The organism is Thermococcus litoralis DSM 5473 (assembly GCF_000246985.2).
In the GTDB taxonomy this organism is placed as follows: Archaea; Methanobacteriota_B; Thermococci; order Thermococcales; family Thermococcaceae; genus Thermococcus_A; species Thermococcus_A litoralis.
The window spans coordinates 539012-557456 of record NC_022084.1; the positions used below are offsets into that span (position 1 = coordinate 539012).

At 43.3% G+C, this 18445-nt stretch carries 28 protein-coding genes and 3 tRNA genes; 1 reads left to right on the top strand and 30 read right to left on the bottom strand.

The window, feature by feature from the left end:
- Nucleotides 1-187 precede the first annotated feature (187 nt).
- Complete coding sequence (locus OCC_RS02950) at nt 188-1126, top strand: carbohydrate kinase family protein (RefSeq protein ID WP_004068726.1); 939 nt, start codon at nt 188-190, stop codon at nt 1124-1126.
- Here OCC_RS02950 and OCC_RS02955 read toward each other — a convergent pair.
- From OCC_RS02955 to secY, 30 genes are all read right to left on the bottom strand, one after another.
- Nucleotides 1110-1427, bottom strand: a complete 318-nt coding sequence (locus OCC_RS02955; protein ID WP_004068727.1) for a hypothetical protein — start codon at nt 1425-1427, stop codon at nt 1110-1112. The genes OCC_RS02950 and OCC_RS02955 overlap by 17 nt on opposite strands.
- Complete coding sequence (locus tag OCC_RS02960) at nt 1424-2245, bottom strand: cysteine synthase family protein (protein ID WP_004068729.1); 822 nt, start codon at nt 2243-2245, stop codon at nt 1424-1426. The genes OCC_RS02955 and OCC_RS02960 overlap by 4 nt, the downstream gene beginning before the upstream one ends.
- 165 nt (nt 2246-2410) lie before the next feature.
- Nucleotides 2411-3004 carry an adenine nucleotide alpha hydrolase family protein gene (locus tag OCC_RS02965; RefSeq protein ID WP_004068733.1) on the bottom strand — a complete coding sequence of 198 codons (594 nt, stop codon included), beginning with the start codon at nt 3002-3004 and terminating at the stop codon, nt 2411-2413.
- Nucleotides 3001-3531 (bottom strand): DUF998 domain-containing protein, encoded by a 531-nt coding sequence (locus tag OCC_RS02970; RefSeq protein ID WP_004068735.1) that lies wholly within the window; start codon nt 3529-3531, stop codon nt 3001-3003. Before OCC_RS02970 ends, OCC_RS02965 begins: the two co-directional genes overlap by 4 nt.
- A complete protein-coding gene (thiI, locus tag OCC_RS02975; RefSeq protein ID WP_004068736.1) occupies nt 3528-4676 on the bottom strand; it encodes a tRNA uracil 4-sulfurtransferase ThiI in 1149 nt (382 codons plus the stop codon). The genes OCC_RS02970 and thiI overlap by 4 nt, the downstream gene beginning before the upstream one ends.
- 15 nt (nt 4677-4691) lie before the next feature.
- Nucleotides 4692-5300, bottom strand: a complete 609-nt coding sequence (locus tag OCC_RS02980) for a nitroreductase family protein (RefSeq protein WP_004068738.1) — start codon at nt 5298-5300, stop codon at nt 4692-4694.
- An 80-nt stretch (nt 5301-5380) separates the two neighbouring features.
- Nucleotides 5381-5986 carry a 30S ribosomal protein S2 gene (gene rpsB, locus OCC_RS02985; protein ID WP_004068740.1) on the bottom strand — a complete coding sequence of 202 codons (606 nt, stop codon included), beginning with the start codon at nt 5984-5986 and terminating at the stop codon, nt 5381-5383.
- Nucleotides 5987-5991: 5 nt separating this feature from the next.
- A complete protein-coding gene (locus OCC_RS02990) occupies nt 5992-7017 on the bottom strand; it encodes a hypothetical protein (RefSeq protein WP_004068741.1) in 1026 nt (341 codons plus the stop codon).
- Nucleotides 7018-7023: 6 nt separating this feature from the next.
- Complete coding sequence (locus OCC_RS02995) at nt 7024-7197, bottom strand: DNA-directed RNA polymerase subunit K (RefSeq protein WP_004068743.1); 174 nt, start codon at nt 7195-7197, stop codon at nt 7024-7026.
- Nucleotides 7198-7218: 21 nt separating this feature from the next.
- Nucleotides 7219-7296, bottom strand: a tRNA-Pro gene (locus tag OCC_RS03000).
- 20 nt (nt 7297-7316) lie between these two features.
- On the bottom strand, nt 7317-7514 hold the full coding sequence (locus OCC_RS03005) for a DNA-directed RNA polymerase subunit N (RefSeq protein WP_004068745.1): 198 nt from the start codon (nt 7512-7514) through the stop codon (nt 7317-7319).
- A gap of 48 nt (nt 7515-7562) precedes the next feature.
- On the bottom strand, nt 7563-7970 hold the full coding sequence (locus tag OCC_RS03010; RefSeq protein ID WP_004068747.1) for a 30S ribosomal protein S9: 408 nt from the start codon (nt 7968-7970) through the stop codon (nt 7563-7565).
- Between the two features lie 10 nt (nt 7971-7980).
- Nucleotides 7981-8409, bottom strand: a complete 429-nt coding sequence (gene rplM, locus OCC_RS03015) for a 50S ribosomal protein L13 (protein WP_004068749.1) — start codon at nt 8407-8409, stop codon at nt 7981-7983.
- A gap of 6 nt (nt 8410-8415) precedes the next feature.
- Entirely contained in the window at nt 8416-8778 is a 363-nt protein-coding gene (locus OCC_RS03020) for a 50S ribosomal protein L18e (RefSeq protein ID WP_004068751.1), read from the bottom strand.
- 48 nt (nt 8779-8826) lie between these two features.
- A tRNA-Leu gene (locus tag OCC_RS03025) sits at nt 8827-8914 on the bottom strand.
- Between the two features lies 1 nt (nt 8915).
- On the bottom strand, nt 8916-9701 hold the full coding sequence (locus tag OCC_RS03030) for a DNA-directed RNA polymerase subunit D (RefSeq protein WP_171814832.1): 786 nt from the start codon (nt 9699-9701) through the stop codon (nt 8916-8918).
- Between the two features lie 25 nt (nt 9702-9726).
- The gene (locus OCC_RS03035) at nt 9727-10137 is read right to left on the bottom strand and encodes a 30S ribosomal protein S11 (RefSeq protein ID WP_004068754.1); all 411 of its coding nucleotides are present in this window, start codon (nt 10135-10137) and stop codon (nt 9727-9729) included.
- Complete coding sequence (locus tag OCC_RS03040; RefSeq protein ID WP_004068755.1) at nt 10134-10676, bottom strand: 30S ribosomal protein S4; 543 nt, start codon at nt 10674-10676, stop codon at nt 10134-10136. The genes OCC_RS03035 and OCC_RS03040 overlap by 4 nt, the downstream gene beginning before the upstream one ends.
- A 10-nt stretch (nt 10677-10686) precedes the next feature.
- Nucleotides 10687-11133, bottom strand: coding sequence for a 30S ribosomal protein S13 (locus OCC_RS03045; RefSeq protein ID WP_004068757.1), 447 nt, complete (start codon nt 11131-11133; stop codon nt 10687-10689).
- A gap of 41 nt (nt 11134-11174) precedes the next feature.
- Nucleotides 11175-11261 (bottom strand) — tRNA-Ser (locus tag OCC_RS03050).
- On the bottom strand, nt 11247-11834 hold the full coding sequence (locus OCC_RS12210; protein WP_004068759.1) for a class I SAM-dependent methyltransferase: 588 nt from the start codon (nt 11832-11834) through the stop codon (nt 11247-11249). The genes OCC_RS03050 and OCC_RS12210 overlap by 15 nt, the downstream gene beginning before the upstream one ends.
- A gap of 326 nt (nt 11835-12160) precedes the next feature.
- Complete coding sequence (locus OCC_RS03055) at nt 12161-13168, bottom strand: RNA-guided pseudouridylation complex pseudouridine synthase subunit Cbf5 (protein WP_004068761.1); 1008 nt, start codon at nt 13166-13168, stop codon at nt 12161-12163.
- Nucleotides 13169-13642: 474 nt separating this feature from the next.
- Nucleotides 13643-14272, bottom strand: a complete 630-nt coding sequence (locus OCC_RS03060; protein ID WP_004068281.1) for an FAD-dependent oxidoreductase — start codon at nt 14270-14272, stop codon at nt 13643-13645.
- Nucleotides 14259-14570: a DUF427 domain-containing protein gene (locus tag OCC_RS03065; RefSeq protein WP_004068283.1), complete on the bottom strand. Its 312-nt coding sequence runs from the start codon at nt 14568-14570 to the stop codon at nt 14259-14261. The genes OCC_RS03060 and OCC_RS03065 overlap by 14 nt, the downstream gene beginning before the upstream one ends.
- Nucleotides 14571-14681: 111 nt before the next feature.
- Nucleotides 14682-14933, bottom strand: a complete 252-nt coding sequence (locus tag OCC_RS03070) for a 50S ribosomal protein L14e (RefSeq protein ID WP_004068285.1) — start codon at nt 14931-14933, stop codon at nt 14682-14684.
- Nucleotides 14934-14953: 20 nt separating this feature from the next.
- Entirely contained in the window at nt 14954-15511 is a 558-nt protein-coding gene (cmk, locus tag OCC_RS03075) for a (d)CMP kinase (RefSeq protein WP_004068287.1), read from the bottom strand.
- Between the two features lie 22 nt (nt 15512-15533).
- Nucleotides 15534-15800, bottom strand: coding sequence for a 50S ribosomal protein L34e (locus OCC_RS03080; protein WP_004068290.1), 267 nt, complete (start codon nt 15798-15800; stop codon nt 15534-15536).
- A gap of 46 nt (nt 15801-15846) precedes the next feature.
- Nucleotides 15847-16374, bottom strand: coding sequence for a DUF106 domain-containing protein (locus OCC_RS03085; RefSeq protein WP_004068291.1), 528 nt, complete (start codon nt 16372-16374; stop codon nt 15847-15849).
- Nucleotides 16367-16957 (bottom strand): adenylate kinase, encoded by a 591-nt coding sequence (locus tag OCC_RS03090; RefSeq protein ID WP_004068293.1) that lies wholly within the window; start codon nt 16955-16957, stop codon nt 16367-16369. The genes OCC_RS03085 and OCC_RS03090 overlap by 8 nt, the downstream gene beginning before the upstream one ends.
- A 93-nt stretch (nt 16958-17050) precedes the next feature.
- Complete coding sequence (gene secY, locus OCC_RS03095) at nt 17051-18436, bottom strand: preprotein translocase subunit SecY (RefSeq protein ID WP_004068295.1); 1386 nt, start codon at nt 18434-18436, stop codon at nt 17051-17053.
- Nucleotides 18437-18445 lie beyond the last annotated feature (9 nt).

Sequence of the window (18445 nt, forward strand, 5' to 3'; positions counted from 1 at the left end):
TTGCGGATGAAAGAGCTTAGAATTTTCGACAATTATGATGCTATGCACATCCTAAACGAAATGCTAGTTGCTGTTTTTATATGGAACCTATAGCTCAACTATAAGCATGCTATTTATTTACTTTAAGTACAAACATCCCTAAAGTAAAACTTTAAGTCTCCTAAACAATACTCCTTGGGGGATTGGAATGATATACGCAATAGGAGAAATTCTAATAGACTTTATCGCAAAAGAAGAGGGAAAACTAAAAGACGTTAGAGAATTTGAAAAGCATCCTGGGGGCGCTCCAGCGAATGTTGTAGTTGGTCTGAGAAGGCTTGGGGCAAAAAGTGCACTGATAAGCAAAGTCGGTGACGACCCTTTTGGTGAATTTCTTATAGAAGAACTCAAAAAAGAGAGAGTTGAAACAAAATACATAATAAAGGACACTAACAAACATACAGGAATAGTCTTTGTCCAGCTTATAGGAGCAAAGCCCGAGTTTATACTGTACGATGGTGTGGCTTACTTTAACCTAAGGAAGGAAGAGATACAATGGGATTTTATGAGAGATGCTGAGCTTTTACATTTTGGAAGTGTCCTCTTTGCGAGAGAACCAAGCAGGTCAACAGTGTTCGAGGTTCTTAGAGCGGTCAAAGGAAAAGTTCCCATCAGCTATGATGTTAATATCAGACTCGATTTGTGGAGAGGAAGAGAGAAAGAAATGCTCAAAGACATAGAAGAAGCCCTTAAGCTCGCAGATATAGTAAAAATTGGAGATGGAGAGCTGGAGTACCTCAACAAAAATGGAATAGCCCTTGAGGACTTCAACTTTGCTCTTGTTGCGATAACAAGAGGAGCTGAAGGAAGTACAATTATCCACAAAGACATAAGGGTTGATGTGCCTTCGTTTAAAGTTGAGCCTGTAGATACCACTGGAGCCGGAGATGCCTTCATGGCAGCCCTATTAGCATCTCTTTTCTACATGGGCAAGCTTGACATACTGGAGTTCTCCAAAGAAGAGCTAAAAGAGTTGGGAAGCTTTGCAAACCTGGTGGCTGCGCTCTCAACTACAAAACGCGGAGCCTGGAGCGTGCCGAGTTTAGAAGAGGTTTTGAAGCATAGGAAATTCAGCTTTCTTCCGTAGGCTCTTCTTTTTTACCAAAAAGCCCGATCAAATCATGAAGTATTGCCAAATCTATTGCGGCGTTTAATGATTGAAAAATCGCTCCTCCCATCAGCATTAAGAGTGCAAAGAAAAAATCCACACCCTTGTATGCGATTGTTATCTTTATAGCTCTTCTTTCATCCTTAACTATTCCCCAGGCAAGGAGAAAGTTCAGAAGGCCAAAAATAAGCAACATATACCTTTCGCTTCCAAAAGCGCTGGCTGAGTAATACAAAAGGAAAAATGATTGGAGAAACAGCAGGTACACAGCAACTTTCATCGGCCCTCACTCAAGTATCTCTCAAATGCCTCAACATATTTAAACCCATCGTCCGGAAAAATTAAGACTGCCGTTCCCGGATATTTGTCGCGAATTCTCTCAAAGGCCTTGACCACTGCACCTGAACTTAGCCCTATTAAAAGACCATCTCTTCTGGCCACTTGTATAGAGCCTTCAATTGCTTCCCTCTGGGTTATCTCCATCACTTTATCAATTTCCACTTTAAAAAACCACTTCGGCTTTGTTTCAAGTCTCTTTATCCCAGGAATCTTCTCACCCTCAGCTGGAACAACTCCAACAATCTTCGTATCATAGCGCTCCTTGAAGTATTTTGCTATCCCTGCTATATGTCCTGAAGTCCCGATTCCAGCAACGATTACATCTGGTTTCTGTCCTATGCTTTTAAGCTGCTCATCAATCTCCCTTGCAGTGTATTTGTAGTGGGCTTCAAAGTTGTCATCATTCTCAAACTGGTTTAGATTTACTGCATTTGCCTTTTCTGCTTCTTTTTTGATGAACTCTATCATCTTTGGATCAATAGTTTCAAATTCGGTTTTTACTACCTCGGCACCAAGAACTCTCAGCAGAGTCTGGGTTGTGTTGGGAGTAGGTTTTGGAAGATAAGCCCTGAATTCAATGCCAAAGAGGTTTGACATGGCTGCCATAGCTATGCCAACATTTCCTGAGGTTGCCTCAAAAAGCCTCCTCGTGCCGTTAATGTCTCCCCGCTCCATAGCCTTCATAATAAGATTAAAAACAGCCCTATCTTTTATGCTTCTGCTGAATGGGTTAAAGAATTCCAGTTTGGCAAAATACATCCCCCCTCTCATCAGAAAGGGAAAGCTTAAGCAGGGGGGTAGGTTTAAACTTTTCAAAGAGTTCAACTGCACTGTTAAACACGTTCACTTTTGATCACCATGGTAGCATCCCAATCGCGCATTATAAATGTTTCGTTTGCGGCAATCTTACACAAAAATGTATATTTAACATTCCTTGCCAAGCACTTCCCGGTAAATCTTCTTAAACTCACCAAGGGTTCCCCTTATTACCGGGTGCTTCGGTACAAAATTACAGCCTTCCTCAGGCTCTATGCTTATCTCAAACGTCCCTATTTCCTTTGCGATTCTTTCTATCTCTATTTTGTCCAGCCCTATAAGGGGCCTGAATATCGGCAAATCTGTTGCAAGGCTTATTATCAGAAGATTATCCAGTGTTTGAGAAGCAACCTGGCCGAGGGAATCTCCTGTGATTATTGCCATTGCCCCTTTTTCTTTTGCTATTTCAGTGGCCTTCATGAACATGGTGAATTTACAAAAAACACATATCCACTTTCCTTTTTTCAGCTCCACCAATTTATCAAAGACAGGTTTCTGGTATTCAAAAACATCAACGACGATTAGCTCCTCCAAGCTCTCTGGAAAAAGTTCCTTAAGCCTCTGCCAGATTCTTCTAACCTTTTGATAATTGATCTCACTCTGCTTGAAGTGAATCGGATAGATCGTAAAGCCTTTTCTGAGCATTAGGTATATGGCCACAGGTGAATCTATTCCCGAGCTTAAGAGTGCAACAGCCTTCATTGTTCCACCTCCAGGGTTAGGTGGACTATCCAGGCGTTTATGAAGAGTGCCCCTACAAGCTCCGGAATAGCGAGTCCCTCAAATACCCTAGTGAGGTAAACCATCACCATAAAAACTATCGGACTACCAAGAAGCCATATTAGAGCAGATTTCTTTTTTCTCACTCTCTTTAAACCACAGATAAAGATGTCCGCAAAGAGCAAAATGTAAAAGGACAGTGCAAAAAACGAATGGGGCTTATACTCTTCGGGAAAAATTCCCACAAGCAGCAAGGAAATCATTCCGAGAGGAAAAAGCACGGTAACTCTCTTCTCCTTTAGCATCTCAACCCCAAATACAAGGCCTAGCAAGCCGAGAAGAACGAGGAGAGAATTAAAAACATGCCCTATAGGGTTTTTAATAGACCCCATATCGCTGAGGGCATTTTCAGTTAAAGAAAACCAAGGATTTAAGTAAATTGCAATAAAGATTCCACCAAAAGTAAGAAACGGAAAGAAAAGCCCCAAAATTCTTACCCACCTTTTCATTGACATCCCCTTTTTCTCGGTTCTTCACCGAAGACTGCTTTGTACAGCTTTTTGAACTCCCCCCAAGAACCCCTTATCACTGGATGCTTTGGGATAAATGGTATCTCATCTTCCGGAAGTATAGAGAGTTCAAAGGTTCCAATGCTTTTAGCAATCTCCACAATTTCCTCTTTATCCAGCCCTACCAATGGCCTGTAGATTGGCAGATCGCTTGCTTGGCTTACTATGTACATGTTCTCCAGTGTTTGGGATGCCACCTGGCCTAGGGAGTCTCCTATAACGATTCCTTTTGCCCCAAATTCCCTTGCAATCTTGTCAGCTTTTTTGACCATCATGTACTTGCAGAAAACACATGTATAGTTTTCTTTTTTAAGCTGCTTTAGCGTTTGAATAACTTTCTCCCTTTCCTGTGGTTTAATAACTATTAGGTCACTTTTGCCCCCATAGTGATATTTCTTGAGCTGGTTCCAGATTTTCCTGACCTTCTCAAGGGTCTTCTCTCCCATGTAAATGTGGACAGGGATCACTTCACATCCTCGCTTCATCATCAGAAAAGCAGCAACCGGCGAATCTATACCCCCACTTAAAAGAGCCACAACCTTCCCTTGGGTTCCTACTGGAAGACCACCAAACCCTTGGACTTTATCAACATAAACATAGGCTTTTCCTTCCATTAGCTCGATGCCAACCTCGATATCATAGTTCTTTAAATCTACTTTGCAATCTTCGTTTTTCAGTATGTACTCACCAACTTTAGCAGCCAGCTCTTGGCTTTTAAGGGGAAACTCCTTGGTTATCCTCCTTGCGGTTACTCTGAACTTCGGCTCTTCCACTCCAAGTGCCCTCAGCTTCCTCCTAAAAAGTTTTAGAGAAGTTTTATATATCTTCTCAAGCTCTGCATCTATCTCGGCAGAAGGTGAAAGTGAGACTATACCAAAAACCCTTTTAAGAACCTCCACACCCTCTTCAGCCTTGTTTGTCTTTACTATGATTCTGCCGTGCTTTGCAAAGACGTTCTTGTACTTTATACCCTCACTCACTAAAGCTTCTTTTATATTGTTGATTAAAATGTTCTCAAACCATCTTCTCGTTTTTGGGGATTTTGTACCTATCTCACCGTATCTGACTATTATGGCATTTAGCATCTTCATTCACCGGATTTAAATTATTTTAAGGATTTTTTCTAGGGATTTTCTCCTTGGCCTGGGAGTTATTTTTTCAGCAGGATACCCTACGGGGACTAACCCTACAAGGTACCAATTCTCGCCAAGTTCCGCTATTTCTCTAAGCTCCCTCTGGTATTTCTCCAAGCTAGTAACTCCTATGTAACACGTTCCCAAGCCAAGTTCCACTGCCTTGAGCATAAGGTTCTCTATCGCCATTGCAGCACTTTCAACACTCCAAAGGAATTCAATTTCCTCGTATTCTTTTCCTTTTAAGAAGCGCGTTTCTTTATCAACAAAAACTCCTACATAAACCGGAGCTTTGTACATTCCTTTTTCAAATATCTTTGCCTTTAGTTTTTCTATTTTTTCTTCAGGTAAGCCGTATGCACGGTAATACTCCGCATGAGCTTCGTACATTATCTCATGAATTCGCTTTCTGATGTTTTCGTCTTTATAAACTACAAACAACCAGTTTTCAAGACCACTTGCAGTAGGAGCCCTTATTGCAGATTTTATTAGGTCTTCTAGCTTTTCTTCTTCTACGCTTCTCTCTTCGTAATATCTCACGGACATCCTGTTAAATATTACCTCATCTAGCTCCATCTAGCTCACCAAAAACCCTTATGTTTATTCGGGTTAATATACTTTAAGGAGAAAAGAGAAGAAATCTGAGAGAATAGACTTCATCCTCTGATTATTTTCATCTCAAACTCTTCCACAGGGACTTTGAAGTCTTCTCTGCTGTTGATGTCCCCTCTGTTAAAGAGGACTTCTCTTGCAAGTATCCAGTAAATTAGAGCCAAAGCCTTTCTTCCTTTGTTGTTCGTTGGAATTGCCAAGTCCACATTGCTCAAAAGGTTCTCTGTATCGACAAGAGCCACTATTGGGATTCCAATCTCTATTGCTTCTTTCATTGCTTGATGGTCTGCTCTTGGGTCTGTTACTATCAAAACATCGGGCTCAAAAAAGTTCTTAACCTGTGGGTTTGTCATTGTTCCGGGTAAAAATCTTCCGGGTATTGCCCTTGCTCCAGTAACTTCTCCAAACTTCTTGACTGGCTTTTGGCCGTAGAGCCTTACACTTACCGCTAATATCTTATCTGGATCAAACTTTGCCAAGAACTTTCCTGCAGCCCTGAGTCTCTCGTCTGTTTTCCTGACATCGAGCACGTATAGACCATCTTGCCTAACCCTGTATATGAAGCGCTTCATATCCTTTGTTTTTTGTTGTGTTCCAATGTGAACACCCGCGGCCAAATATTGGTCGAGTGGAACCAAATACTCTTCCATTTTCTTCACCCCTCAAACGTTATTATTCTTCCTCTTTCACCCAAATCTTCCGCTATCCTAATAAGTTCGTTTATTTTAACAACGGAATTCTCATGGAGCATTATAGCGGGACACTTAAGTCCCACTGCTAAATGGGCTAAAGCATCATCAGCCGATTCATACTTCGCCTCTGCCAAAATTGGAGTTATTCTTTCGGATTTAACATCATTAACCAGATTATAAAGGTCTGTGAGAGTGCCTAAGTTAATCGGCTTAATTGAAAGTGCGTTGTAATACCTTCTATCCAAGATGTCTTTTGTTCTGAAGAGGTACTCCCCGTCAACAAACACTCCATGTGTTCCTGCTATAAGTTCAAGGAAGAGCTCTTCTTCGCCTAAGGGCTTGATATAGGAGATGTTGTGATCCTCAACTTTCTGGAGGACTTCTTCGATATCCATTTCCTTCTTTTGTACTATTCCAAGAGAGACCTCAAGACCAAGTTCGTCTCCGGCTATCTCTGAAGCTCTTGAGAGCTCTTGAAGGTTAATGCTCTTTACATGCTCCTTTATTTTTGCCATTGCATCTACTACATCCGAGATTTCCATTAGATCCTTAACCAAGACAAGGTACTCAAAGGTTTCATCCTCCGCAAATCTCAATATTGGGACTGGAAGCTCTGTAGTGAACGTTCCCCCTATGTAGCTGTAAAGAGGAATATTTTTGGCGTTTGAAGCTGCTTTTGCCACAGCAACTGAAACAGCCAAAGCAGTGTTCGCCCCTATGTGGCTTAGATTCTCAGTCCCATCTATTTCCCAAAGATAACTGTCTATGAGCTCTTGCTCTTGGGAGTCAAATCCAATAAGCTCCGGTCCAATTATCTCATCGACTTCACTAACCGCTCTATGGGCTTCTACTATGTAGAGAGAGGGATTCTCATCTATGGGGGCAGCAAATCTACCAAATCCAGAGCTTGTTATAACGTCAACTTCAATTGAATACTTTCCACCCTTGAGGATTGAAATTCTGCCGACTATGTTCTCGATTATTGTCATCCCACATCAACTCGGCCTTATGACTGTTATTGGGATTATACCCTTCTCAAACTCCATTATCGCAGCTTCTAACGGTGTGGCTCCTTCTGGTACGTCAATTAACACAGGAGCCCCCATGGCTATCTGCAGTGCCCTTGCTCCTATTATACGAGCCTTCTCAAATCTTGTGTATCTAAACATCTTACTCACCCATGCAAATTTTGGTGGGGCCGCCGGGATTTGAACCCGGGTCTCCGGCNCCCNAAGCCGGNAGGATAGACCAAGCTACCCCACGGCCCCTCCAAAGAAATGTGGTTTTTTCAATATACTCTGTAGTGCATTATCTCATCTATCAATTCAACGTGGCTGAGGAGCATTCTCCTGCAGCAGTATCTCTCAAGTCCAAGCTCATCGAGTACTTTTTCGGGGTCTTCCCCTTTTTCAACACGCTCTTTAAAGATGTAATACTTATCCCCAATCACCTTTCCGCAGGTGAAACATCTCACGGGAACTATCAAGCGAATCACCTTTTTGGTTTTTAAATTTTAAGGAAAGTTTGAAGGAAATCAACGGTAACTCTTTTGTCTCTTTGCCCTTGGACCCTTTGTAGAGCGATTTGGCTTGTGTGGTTCTGTTCTTCTTGAGTCGCCAACAAGCATAGTCCTGTCATACTTCATAAACTTTTCTTTGAGGTTCATGTCGCCGGTCCATTCTACCAATGCCCTTGCTATTGCAACCCTCGCAGCCTCGGCCTGCCCCATGAAACCTCCGCCTTCGACTTTGACGTCAATGTCTACTTTGCTAACTATCTCCTCTCCAGCCAAAACAAGTGGCTCCATTATTGTGAAACGGGCTATTTCTGGCTCAATAATCTCAACGGGCTTGCTGTTGATCCTAACTCTCCCTTTACCTTCTCTTATGGTAGCTCTCGCGATAGCAGTTTTTCTCTTTCCTGCAGTTTGGATTATCCTCATTATCATCACCTCAGAACTTTCCACCAAGGAATTTGGCAACCTCTCCAACAGTTACATATTTGGGGGTTTTAAGTCTTGACATATGAGCTTCAGCAATTGTCTCCAACTCTTTGTCTTCAAACTCTTTTGGAATTCCAGCGTAGACCTTTAGTCTCTTAAAGGCTTTCCTTCCTCTGTCAGTTTTCCATGGAAGCATGCCCCTAATGGTTCTTCTAACTATTTCGTCGCTTCTTTTTGGATAGAAGGGTCCTTTTCTTGGGTTTGTTCTTGTTCTTAGTTCTGTTCTCTGCTTGTACTTCTCAAAGATGAACTCCCTGTTTCCGGTGATGATTGCCTTTTCAGCGTTAACGATAACCACTTCTTCTCCTTCAAGGAGCATTTTGGCAACTTTTGAAGCGAGCCTTCCGAGTATTAAACCATCAGCATTAATAATCCTCATGGCCCATCACTCCATTATGATTACTCCACTACCCTTTGGATTTCTCTCTACAAGCTCTTCGATTGTTATTGCCTCCCCACCTGCTTGAATAATCTTTTCTTTTGCCTTTTCACTGAACTTCCATGCAGCAACTATGACCTTATGATCCAAGTTTCCAGCTCCAAGAACACTTCCTGGGACTATTACCATATCTCCTTCCTTGGTATATCTGTTTATCCTGCCAATGTTTACTTCAGCCCTCTGCCTTCTCGGCCTTTCTAAGCGCCAGGCTATATCTTTCCATATTTTAACGTTCTCCTCGTTGGACTTCTTTCTCAGATAGCGAATGAGCCTTCTCAGGTTAATATCAGTTGGACCAGTCCTCTTCATAAGCATTCCTCCTTTTATTTCTCGCACCGAGGGACGGGGTGATCATTATGGTGCGGGGGCGGGGATTTGAACCCCGGAACCCCTACGGGACGGGACCCTAAATCCCGCGCCTTTGGCCAGGCTCGGCAACCCCCGCGCTATTCGGCTAATTTATGAAGCTCGTTTATAAATTTATCGCTCTTTCTCATTAAAATTTTGAGCGCTAAAGCTACTATTTCCTCAACGGGCAGTTCTCCATTGCTTTCTACCGTAAAGACGAACGTATTTGGCACTACTTCTTCCTTAATTTTATCTCCTAAATACGGATCAAATTCTCTCGGCAAATAGAAGCTCGTTAGAGTGGTTATGATAAGCTCGTTCTCGTTTTCTTCGATGGGGAGCTTCTTTCTAGCTGCGAGCTCTTTAATTTTCTCCCAGTTGGGGACCTCTTTGCTTACATGCATTTTTGTGAGATATTTGTAGTATGCAAAGCCGGGCTGCCATTTCGCATGGTCTTTTCCTCTACCAAGCTTCGCATATGCGTTAAAAACAAGCCTCTGGCCTTCCGCTAGTTTGACTATTGGAATATCGGGAGTTACGGGTTTTACATCTGGATCATCGCTCTTTAAATCCCCCGAATAAATTATGGCGGGACCTTCCGCTTCCAGACCCAATGTAACGGTGTAGTCATCTAACTCCAAGGCATCTAGCTCAAATCTGTCCGATGGTGTTGTTAAAGGAATTAGTGCCAGTCTGTGAGCAATAATCTCATCAAAAAGGGCAGAATCGTTCTCGTAGAATTCCACTTCATCAACAGCAAAAGTTGGAACTTCCCCTATTATCGTTCTTCTCAGTGCATTTGCAAATGCAATGTCAACCCCCTCTAAAATGAAGCGGATTGCATTGTCCCTTTTTTCAAGAATTTTTATTTGCATTTTTCTCACCGAAAAAAGAGGTTATAAAGGGAAGTCAAACTCTCCTTCCCCTTCTGCCACCTTTTGGTCTTGTACCATCGTGCGGTATTGGTGTAACATCTTCAACTCTGCCTATTCTGAGCCCTGCTCTTGCGAGAGCTCTAATGGCTGCCTGTGCTCCAGGTCCTGGGTTCTTGCTTTTGCTTCCACCTGGTGCTCTAACTTTTATGTGAACTCCCACAATGCCCTTTTCGAGGGCTTCTTCGGCGGCTCTCTTAGCGGCAATCATTGCAGCATAGGGAGATGACTCGTCTCTATCTGCCTTAACCACCATTCCACCGCTCCATCTTGATATTGTCTCAGCTCCGGTTAAGTCGGTTATGTGGATGATTGTATTGTTGTAAGAGGCATATATGTGGGCAACTCCCCATTTTTCCTTCTTTTTGATGTTAACTTCCTCACTCATTGTGCCTCACCCTTTTGGGCCTCTTCGATAACCATTCTCTCAGGGTGCTGAGAGTTTGCAAAAGGTGAAGTCTTCGCGTATGTTATGCCATCTTCCTCTTCCTTGAGCACCAGGTAACTTGGGGATCTTATTATTTGGCCGTTTACTTCAATGTGTCCATGGACGATTAGCTGCCTGGCCTGCTTTATTGTTCTTGCCAATCCCTTCTTAAATACCATCGTTTGTAGTCTTCTCTCAAGAATGTCCTCTATTGTAAGTGAAAGGACATCATCAAGGTGAGCCCCCTCTTGAAGCAGTCCTAGTCTAGCCAATCTCTGGAGGAGCTGAGCTCTTTCAATTTCTGCCTGCTTGCCTCTAGCAGCCAACAATCTTCTTGCCCTTCTTCTAAAGTTCTTAAGTTGTGTCTCGTGCTTCCAAAGCTCCTTCTTGTTTTTGAGAGCATACTTCTGCACCAACACTCTCTCTCTGTCGAGTCTCTCCTTAATCCAAGGATGAGAGGGAGTTTCATATCTCTTCCTTTGCCTTTTTGGATCTCCCATCTATACCACCTCACTTCTTCCTTCTGCTAACACCAACTGTAGTTCCTCTTCTGAAGTTTGATCTAGTCCTCTGTCCTCTCAATGGAAGACCAAGTTCATGCCTAATACCTCTATAAGCCCTGATTCTCCTGAGCCTGTTAACGTCCTCACGCCATGCCATAACGAGCTTTGCTCCAGTAAGGTGTAAGTCTCTTCCAGTCTCGTAGTCCTTTGGTCTGTTTACTGCCCATGCGGGAATGCCGTGTTTTACTGGATCTTCAAGCACAGCCTCAATGGCCTTTACTTGCTCATCGGTAAGGTAACCTGCCTTCATTTTTGGATCTAACCCTGCAACTCTGCAGACCATTGTTGCAAAGTTTATTCCTATACCCCTAATTCCGGTGAGGGCCCATCTAAGTTGTTTGTGCCCATCTATATCAACATTTGCTACACGCACGATATGTCTAAAGTCAGCCATTATAAGCACACCTCCACAAGTTAATCCTTCAACGAGGATTTTGGCGCCGGGACGGGGATTTGAACCCCGGCGGGCAAACGCCCACGGGCTCTCAAGGCCCGCGCCATCCCAGGCTAGGCGATCCCGGCATACACCCTAAAGCCCGATCCCTTCGCAATTTCTTTTACTTCCTTGAAGTTCTCCTCCATGAGTCCCTTAATATACTTTGCGCCTTGATTAGTGCGAATGACAATTTGAAGTAATCCTCCATCGTAGAGATGATGGGGTGCATTTATAACTATTTCCCTCAACACATCCTTCCCAGCATGCACCGGAGGATTCGTTATTATGCTGTGGAACCTTTCTCCCTTTACAGGCTCATAAAGATGGCCCCATCTTACCTCGGCATTCTTAACGTTGTTGATTTTTAAGTTTTTCTTTGCTATGCTCACAGCTCTTTTGTTTATGTCGGTCATCACAACGTAATCAACAAAGCGGGAAGCAACGATTCCAATCACCCCGTAACCGCATCCCAAATCAAGAACCCGCCAGTTTTTCTCAAGTATCATGTTATTTACAAGGAGTTCTGTTCCTCTATCAAGTTTGCCAAAGGAAAAGACACCGCTGGCTGTTATAAATTTAAAACGCTCCCCTCTAATAAATACTTCAATCATCTTGGTCTTTAACGGAACATTTGGCTCTTGGGAGTAGTAGTGGCTCATGCTCGAAGATTGGAAGAGGGGTTTATAAAGTTGAACCTCTCCCCCTTTGCCTGCACAGCAACCTTTGCTTGCACAAATCTTGACCAAAAAGCAATTACTGTTGAAAAGGAGCTGAAGAGAGTTTGTACGTGCTGTTACTGGGTTAGTTTTTAGGGCTTTCCAAGTCAGAAGTTGCCAGTCTTTAATGGGTTTACTATCTCCTGTGCCATTGGGCGCTTATAAAGAAACCCCTTGTGAAAGAGGAAATTTTAAGGGAAGGCAACAAAATAATCGCCAAGAGAAAGAACACGTACCAACTTTGATGAAACTTTGCGCAGGCAAAGTTTCTACCACATCTTTGGATACCAGTCCCTTGGCATGAAGACCTTTTCCACATCTACTGCTATTCCTTTGGTCTTTGTGAGCATCTCCTGTGTGTTCATCTTTGCCTTGCCCAAAGCCACAAGCTCGTCTTTGAGGGTCATTATCGCCACGAGATCTCCAGGTTTTATGCCTTTGTGGAGCTTCACTATTCCAGGGACAGCTAAATCGGCACCATGGGTTACAGCTGCAACTGCAGAGTCCCTTATCCACACTTTGGGTAAATGTTCAACTGCTTTCTCCATCGGCTGAATTGCCTTTCTGAAGTACTCTTCAATACCGTCCTCTTTCCAGAAGTAATAAGCATCTATAAGGTCGTGCAGAGTTACAAGGGTCTCATCTTCTTTAAACGGTCCGCTCCTTGTTCTCCTCAGCTCTGCCATGTGGGCGCCAACTCCTAAAGCCAAGCCAATGTGATGGATGAGAGACCTTATATAAGTACCAGCCTCAACTCCAACCCTAAACAAAACATCTTTGCCCTCTATCTCAATTATCTCTATGTAGTAAACTTTTCTTGTCCTGAGTCTTCTCTTAACGGCACTTCTTAGAGGGGGTCTTTGGATGATTTCTCCCTCAAATTCCTTCATAACGGCCCTTATTTTGTCCTCTGGAACATCCCCGTGAAGGTGCATCAATGCTACATACTCCTTACCTGCCGGTAAAAGTGCCTGAACAACCCTTGTGGCCCTTTCCAGAGCTACGGGCAAAACTCCAGTGACCTTTGGATCTAATGTCCCTCCATGACCGGCTTTTTGAAGGTTTAAAAGCTTCTTAACCCACGCAACTACCTCATGGCTTGTGGGACCCGGAGGTTTGTCGAGATTTATAACTCCAAACTGCATATGCATTTCAATAGGCCTTTTATCCGGAGGGAAACCCCATTTTGGGTTGGTTTCAGCTTTTTCGTCCTTAATAACTATTTCCCTCTTAATATCAGCAGGAAGCATGAGTTCTCGCTTTTTCTTTCTACCCATTCTGCTCACCTACAAAAAATTGAGAAAGGGGGTTATAAACCTTTACAGTTCAGCCTTAAAGCATATAGAGGATATCCTGACCTCCTTCCCGCCTTGAAAGGCGAGGGTTCCAACGAGCTAACCCCTCGCCAATAGCAGGAAGGTTTACGGGCCCATCACCTACTCCCGTTACCGCCTTTCGGTTCAGCCCGAGGGGACGGTCTCGCCCCCGTTACCCCTACCCCCAAGGGGACTCGGGGTTATGGTTTCAGAGGCCAAACCTTCAGTTTTTACTGCCTCGAAGGGCAGTCCTTCAAGGACGCTTAACAGCGTCCTAACCACTCCAAGCGGAGTGGTAACGCGAAACCCCTCATCTCATCGGGTTATTAAATTTGGCCTCTTCGAGGCCTCATTACTTTGTAGGAGTTTAAAAGGGTTTCTATTTGAGAGGCTGAATTTCCGAATACTGCATCCCCGCCCTGAAAGGCGAGGTCTTCAAAAGAGAAAGTAAGGTTCAAAATTCTTTAAAGGTCTTCCACTTCGGTGAAGTATCGTCACTTCACTCCCCGCACGTGCTGCCAGATGAGCAAACTCAAAGGATATATAACCTCCACCTATGAAGACTATCTTGTCGGGAAGATCATCAAGCTCAAGAAATTCGTCGCTCGTGATTACGTGCTCCTCTCCGGGGATGTTGAGCCTTCTTGGTTTTGCCCCAGTTGCAACAAGGAACTTGTGTGCCGAGATTACCTCCCCATCCACTTCTATCTTATCCTTATCTATGAAGTGTGCTCTACCATGAATGGTCTCAATGCCTGCTTTTTTGAGACTTCTTTCCATTCTCTCTGGAAATCCTTCAGTCCATTCCCTTTTGAAGGCCATTAATTTTTTCCAGTTTATTCTAATTTCCCCTTCAATGCCTTTTTCTTTCATTCTCTTAGCCCAGTCAACAAGCTCAGCTCCCCCAATAAGGATTTTCTTTGGATCGCATCCCCTCAAGGCACATGTGCCTCCAAAGGGTCTCTCATCAACAATTGCAACTTTTAATCCTGCTTGTGCAAATTTATAAACGGCGGAAGAACCGGCAACGCCAGTTCCAATAACCACAACATCAAATTTTCTCATTTTCATCATCCCATATTATCTCAACTCCTCTCCAGAAGGCAATGTACCCCTTAATCACCTTAGCCGCTTCTTTGGGTTCAGGATAGTACCAAGCAGCATCCTCATTTATCTCTCCATCCACAACAACGTGATAATAGCTGGCTTCTCCTTTCCAAGGGCAGGTTGTGTGAGTATCACTTTCTCGGAGAAACTCTTTGTGAACGGCTTCTGGAGGAAAGTAAACGTTTCCCTCAAGAAGAATAACTTCATCTTTTTTGGCCTCAGCAATAACCTTTCCATTCCAAACAGCTTTTACCATACAAACACCTCAATGTATAGTATGTCAGAATAGTATTAAACGAGTTTTCCTAACAAAATGAAAAAACTAGGCAAGGAATTTTAACAATTTGGAAAAGAGAAGAGGTTAAAATCACTCCAAGCTGATTCCAGCTTGCTCAAGGGCGGCCTTAACAGCCTCGTCGTCGGCGCCTCTCTCAATGTTAACCTTCTCTGGAAGAGGCTCAAGGTGCTTGATGTTCATCCTTCTTCTCTTCACCTTGTTCAATCCAGCGCCGGTAACGAGGACGAAGTTCTTGTCGATTATGTCAACAACAACTACCTTTTGTCCAGCCCTTCTTCCGGCAATAACAACGGCTAGCCTTCCAACATCAATTGCTGGCATTCATCCCACCTCCATCTTTTTTATTTCCCCGTGTCGCCATCGGGGTACAGGTGGTCGATGGCGGCCTTCACAATGGCGAAGACCCCATCGGGACCCCAATTGGCAGTGTTAATAACCAAATCATAAACTGAGAGATCGTTAATGTCAATCCCGTATAGGTTTAAATACCTTTTCCTATTTTGCATTTCCCTTTCGGCAATCTGCATGAATGCCTCCTCAACACTTATGCCCTCTCTCTTTGCTACACGCTGAGCCCTTACTTGAATCGGTGCATCAAGCCATATCTTTAAATCGGCATTTTTTACCATCCATCCAGCCAAACGACCCTCAATAACTACGTTGCATTCTTTTGCCGCTTCTACTTGTCTTCTATCAACTTCCCTGTCTATTTCTGGGTGCATTTCAGCATATTTCTGGAATTCTTGTAAAGACATCCCCATTTCTTTTGCCATTTGTCGGAATATTAAACCGGCATAAACGTGCTTAAAGCCGTAGTGTTTAGCTAGATTCCTGCAGAGAGTTGTGGTACCACTTCCTGCCAATCCGCTCACTGTGATCACTAGACATCCCTTAGGCATGGTGCATCCCTTTTGTCCAAGGTTAGAGTGCAGCCCTTACCTGAGCCTTCATGACTCTGCGCATGCAGCTTGGGCAGAGGTGTGGCATAGGCCTCTCGGGTCTCTTTTTGGTCTTGGGGAGCTTTCTTAACTCACTTGATCTTCCCCTTGGGATTCCGTTTAGTGGTCTTCCGCACATTGCACAGTGTGCTATTTTTGGCTTCTTCTTTTCAAAGTGTATTACAGTCCTTCCACCCGGAGTTCTAACGTACTTTCTTCTCCATGATCTTGACCTGTACATTGGTTTCATATTTCTCACCCCGCTTAGCTTTTTTGTGCAGCATTTTTAAATTTAACTAATATGAGTCCAAGAGCTTTCTTAAAACCTGTCCGACAATCATTGATGTTAAGATGTACCATCCAATATAGCCCAGCTCGTTGGCTTGGAGGGAAGAGTGGTAAAATCTGTGGAACCAGTCAAAGAGGAAAAAGTTGAACGGTGACTTCACGATTGCCGTTTCAACATACCACCTTCTCATCCACCCAAAGAATATGAAGAATATCGGCATTGTAAAGAGCATTGGTTTAAACATTGAGTCTTTCATAACTTCATTTTGAAGCTTTAAAAGTTCCAGCTGCTTTTGTTGAAGCTTTCTTAATTTCTTCTCATCTTTTGCTTTTTGAGCCTCTTTCCACTCCTTCTGAAATTCCCTGCTCATTTTTTGTAGTTTTTTCATTTTTTCTTGGTCTATCAGCATGTGATTGACTAATGTGAAAAAGGCACCAAGTATAATTCCCGAAATTGTTACTACCCACATTGGGTGAGCATTGGTAACTAAAGGACCAAATACTTTGTCAAGTGCCAGGTATATTCCTTCAAGCATCTTCCTCCACCGCCAGATCAAGTATTTTTACCAATTCATTAACGGCCTCTTCCAGACCTTTATCCTCATGATTTTCAATTATCTTTATAAGTGCATTGGAATGCATTGCATAACTTATTGCGGCAGCCCTATTTAAATCCTGATGTCTCTGAATTTGTTCCTCAGTTTCAACATCCCTGTCCCTTTTCAGGTCTCTTAATCTTCTTCCGAGTATTTCACTAGGCGTTGCCTCTATTATAACAACAAATCTCGGGTTTATAACCTCAATTACCTCCTTAGGAAAGCCGAGCATATACCCCAAGGGCGTTTTTATTGTAGCATGAGTATCGAGCAGTACGGGTTCTTCTCTAGATATCTCAAGGATTCTCTGAGCGGCTTTAAGCTGCAATTCCCTCTGCACCTTCAAGCTCAGTCTCCTCATCTCGTCTCTGTGGGTAACCAACTTAGCTTTGACCGCTTCCTCGAACATTATATCCCCAAAGTTAACTACCCTAAATTTTGCTCGAGTCCTTTTCAAGGCTAGTCTTGTGATTGTGCTCTTTCCTACCCCCGGAATTCCCGTAATGACCACCACAAATGGCATATTCTATCACCTTGATCAAAACTCGCACTCCAGAGAGTACAAAGAAAAATTGGTTTATAAGGTTTTTTAGAAAATGAATGACAAAAAAAGAAACTAACTGAAGAACCTGCGCAGTGCTGGAAACATCTCGGTGGCTTGCTCTCTTGCTATTTCTTCATAAAATCTGTATAAGATACCTACTGTAAGCAGTATTCCAGTTCCAGTTCCTAGTGCTCCAAGGAAGTCTGCCAATACCGCAACAACAGCCAAGGTGAATGCTCCCCAGAATGTAACGTAAGGTATATATCTCTGCAAGACCCTTTCCAAGATTCTTGGGTCCCTTCTAAAGCCGGGTATCTGCAATCCCGCCCTCTGCAGTTGTCTTGCAATGCTCTTTGCGTCAAGTCCGGTGAGCTCAACCCATAGGAATCCAAAGAGTAGGGAGAACATTATGGTGAGTATGGCATAAACCAAAGCCCTTAGCGGATCGGCTGTAACGCTGAATATATCACTAGGTGGTAGGACGTACCTTACAAACCCAGAGACTGCCGCTCCAGTTTCGTCAAAAGTTCCAAGAATTGGATGGCCGAGTCTTTGTAAAAGCCTAGCCCAGAGCTGGATGTTCGCGTAAAGGGCAAATGTGAGTATGATCGGAATGTTGCTAACATACATGAACCTTATTGGATATCTTCCTCTTACAGTTACCCTTCCATAGCTGAGAGGGATCTCCACTCTCATGCTTTCCAAGTAAACAACTATCAAGAAGATAACTATTGTTGCGAAAACACTTACCATGTCTGGAAGACCCCTTCTGTACAGCGCTCCAGTAACATCACCTTTAATTATGTGCTGGATAAAGGCCGGAATAGCACCTATTATAGCGGGACCACCTGTTAAGGGGTCTATAGCTTGATTTGTTGTTAATGGGTTAAGGGCTCTAGTAACAATTGTCTGTGAGACTCCCGCAGCAATAAAGAGACTTATACCACTACCAATTCCCCACTTGCTCACAAGCTCATCCATAATCATTACCATTATTCCACCAAAGGCGAGCTGAAGCATGAGGAGTACCTTGATTGTCAATGTGGGATTTCCAAACGCTCCCGCAAATACGTAAACAGCCGCCTCAAAGAAGCACATGAACACTGCAAATACCTTCTGCAGAGCCTGATAGAATCTTCTGTCTTCGGGGTTCGAAAGGTCTAGCTTTATTATTTCTGAACCGACTAAAAGCTGCATTATAATTCCAGCGGTAACTATGGGACCAATACCCAGTGTTAACACACTACCATTTCTACCTGCTAGGACTACTCTCAAGGCTTGGAAGTAATCTTGTACCGTCTCAGGAATTCCAAAAAGAGGTATCTGTGCCAGAATAAAGTACAACAGCAATGCAACGCCTGTCCAGGCGAATTTTTCCTTTAAAGGTACGTGTCGTTTTGGCCTTTCGATTTCTGGAAATGCATGCTCTATTTTGTAGATTATTTCCCTTGCTCCCATGGATTACAC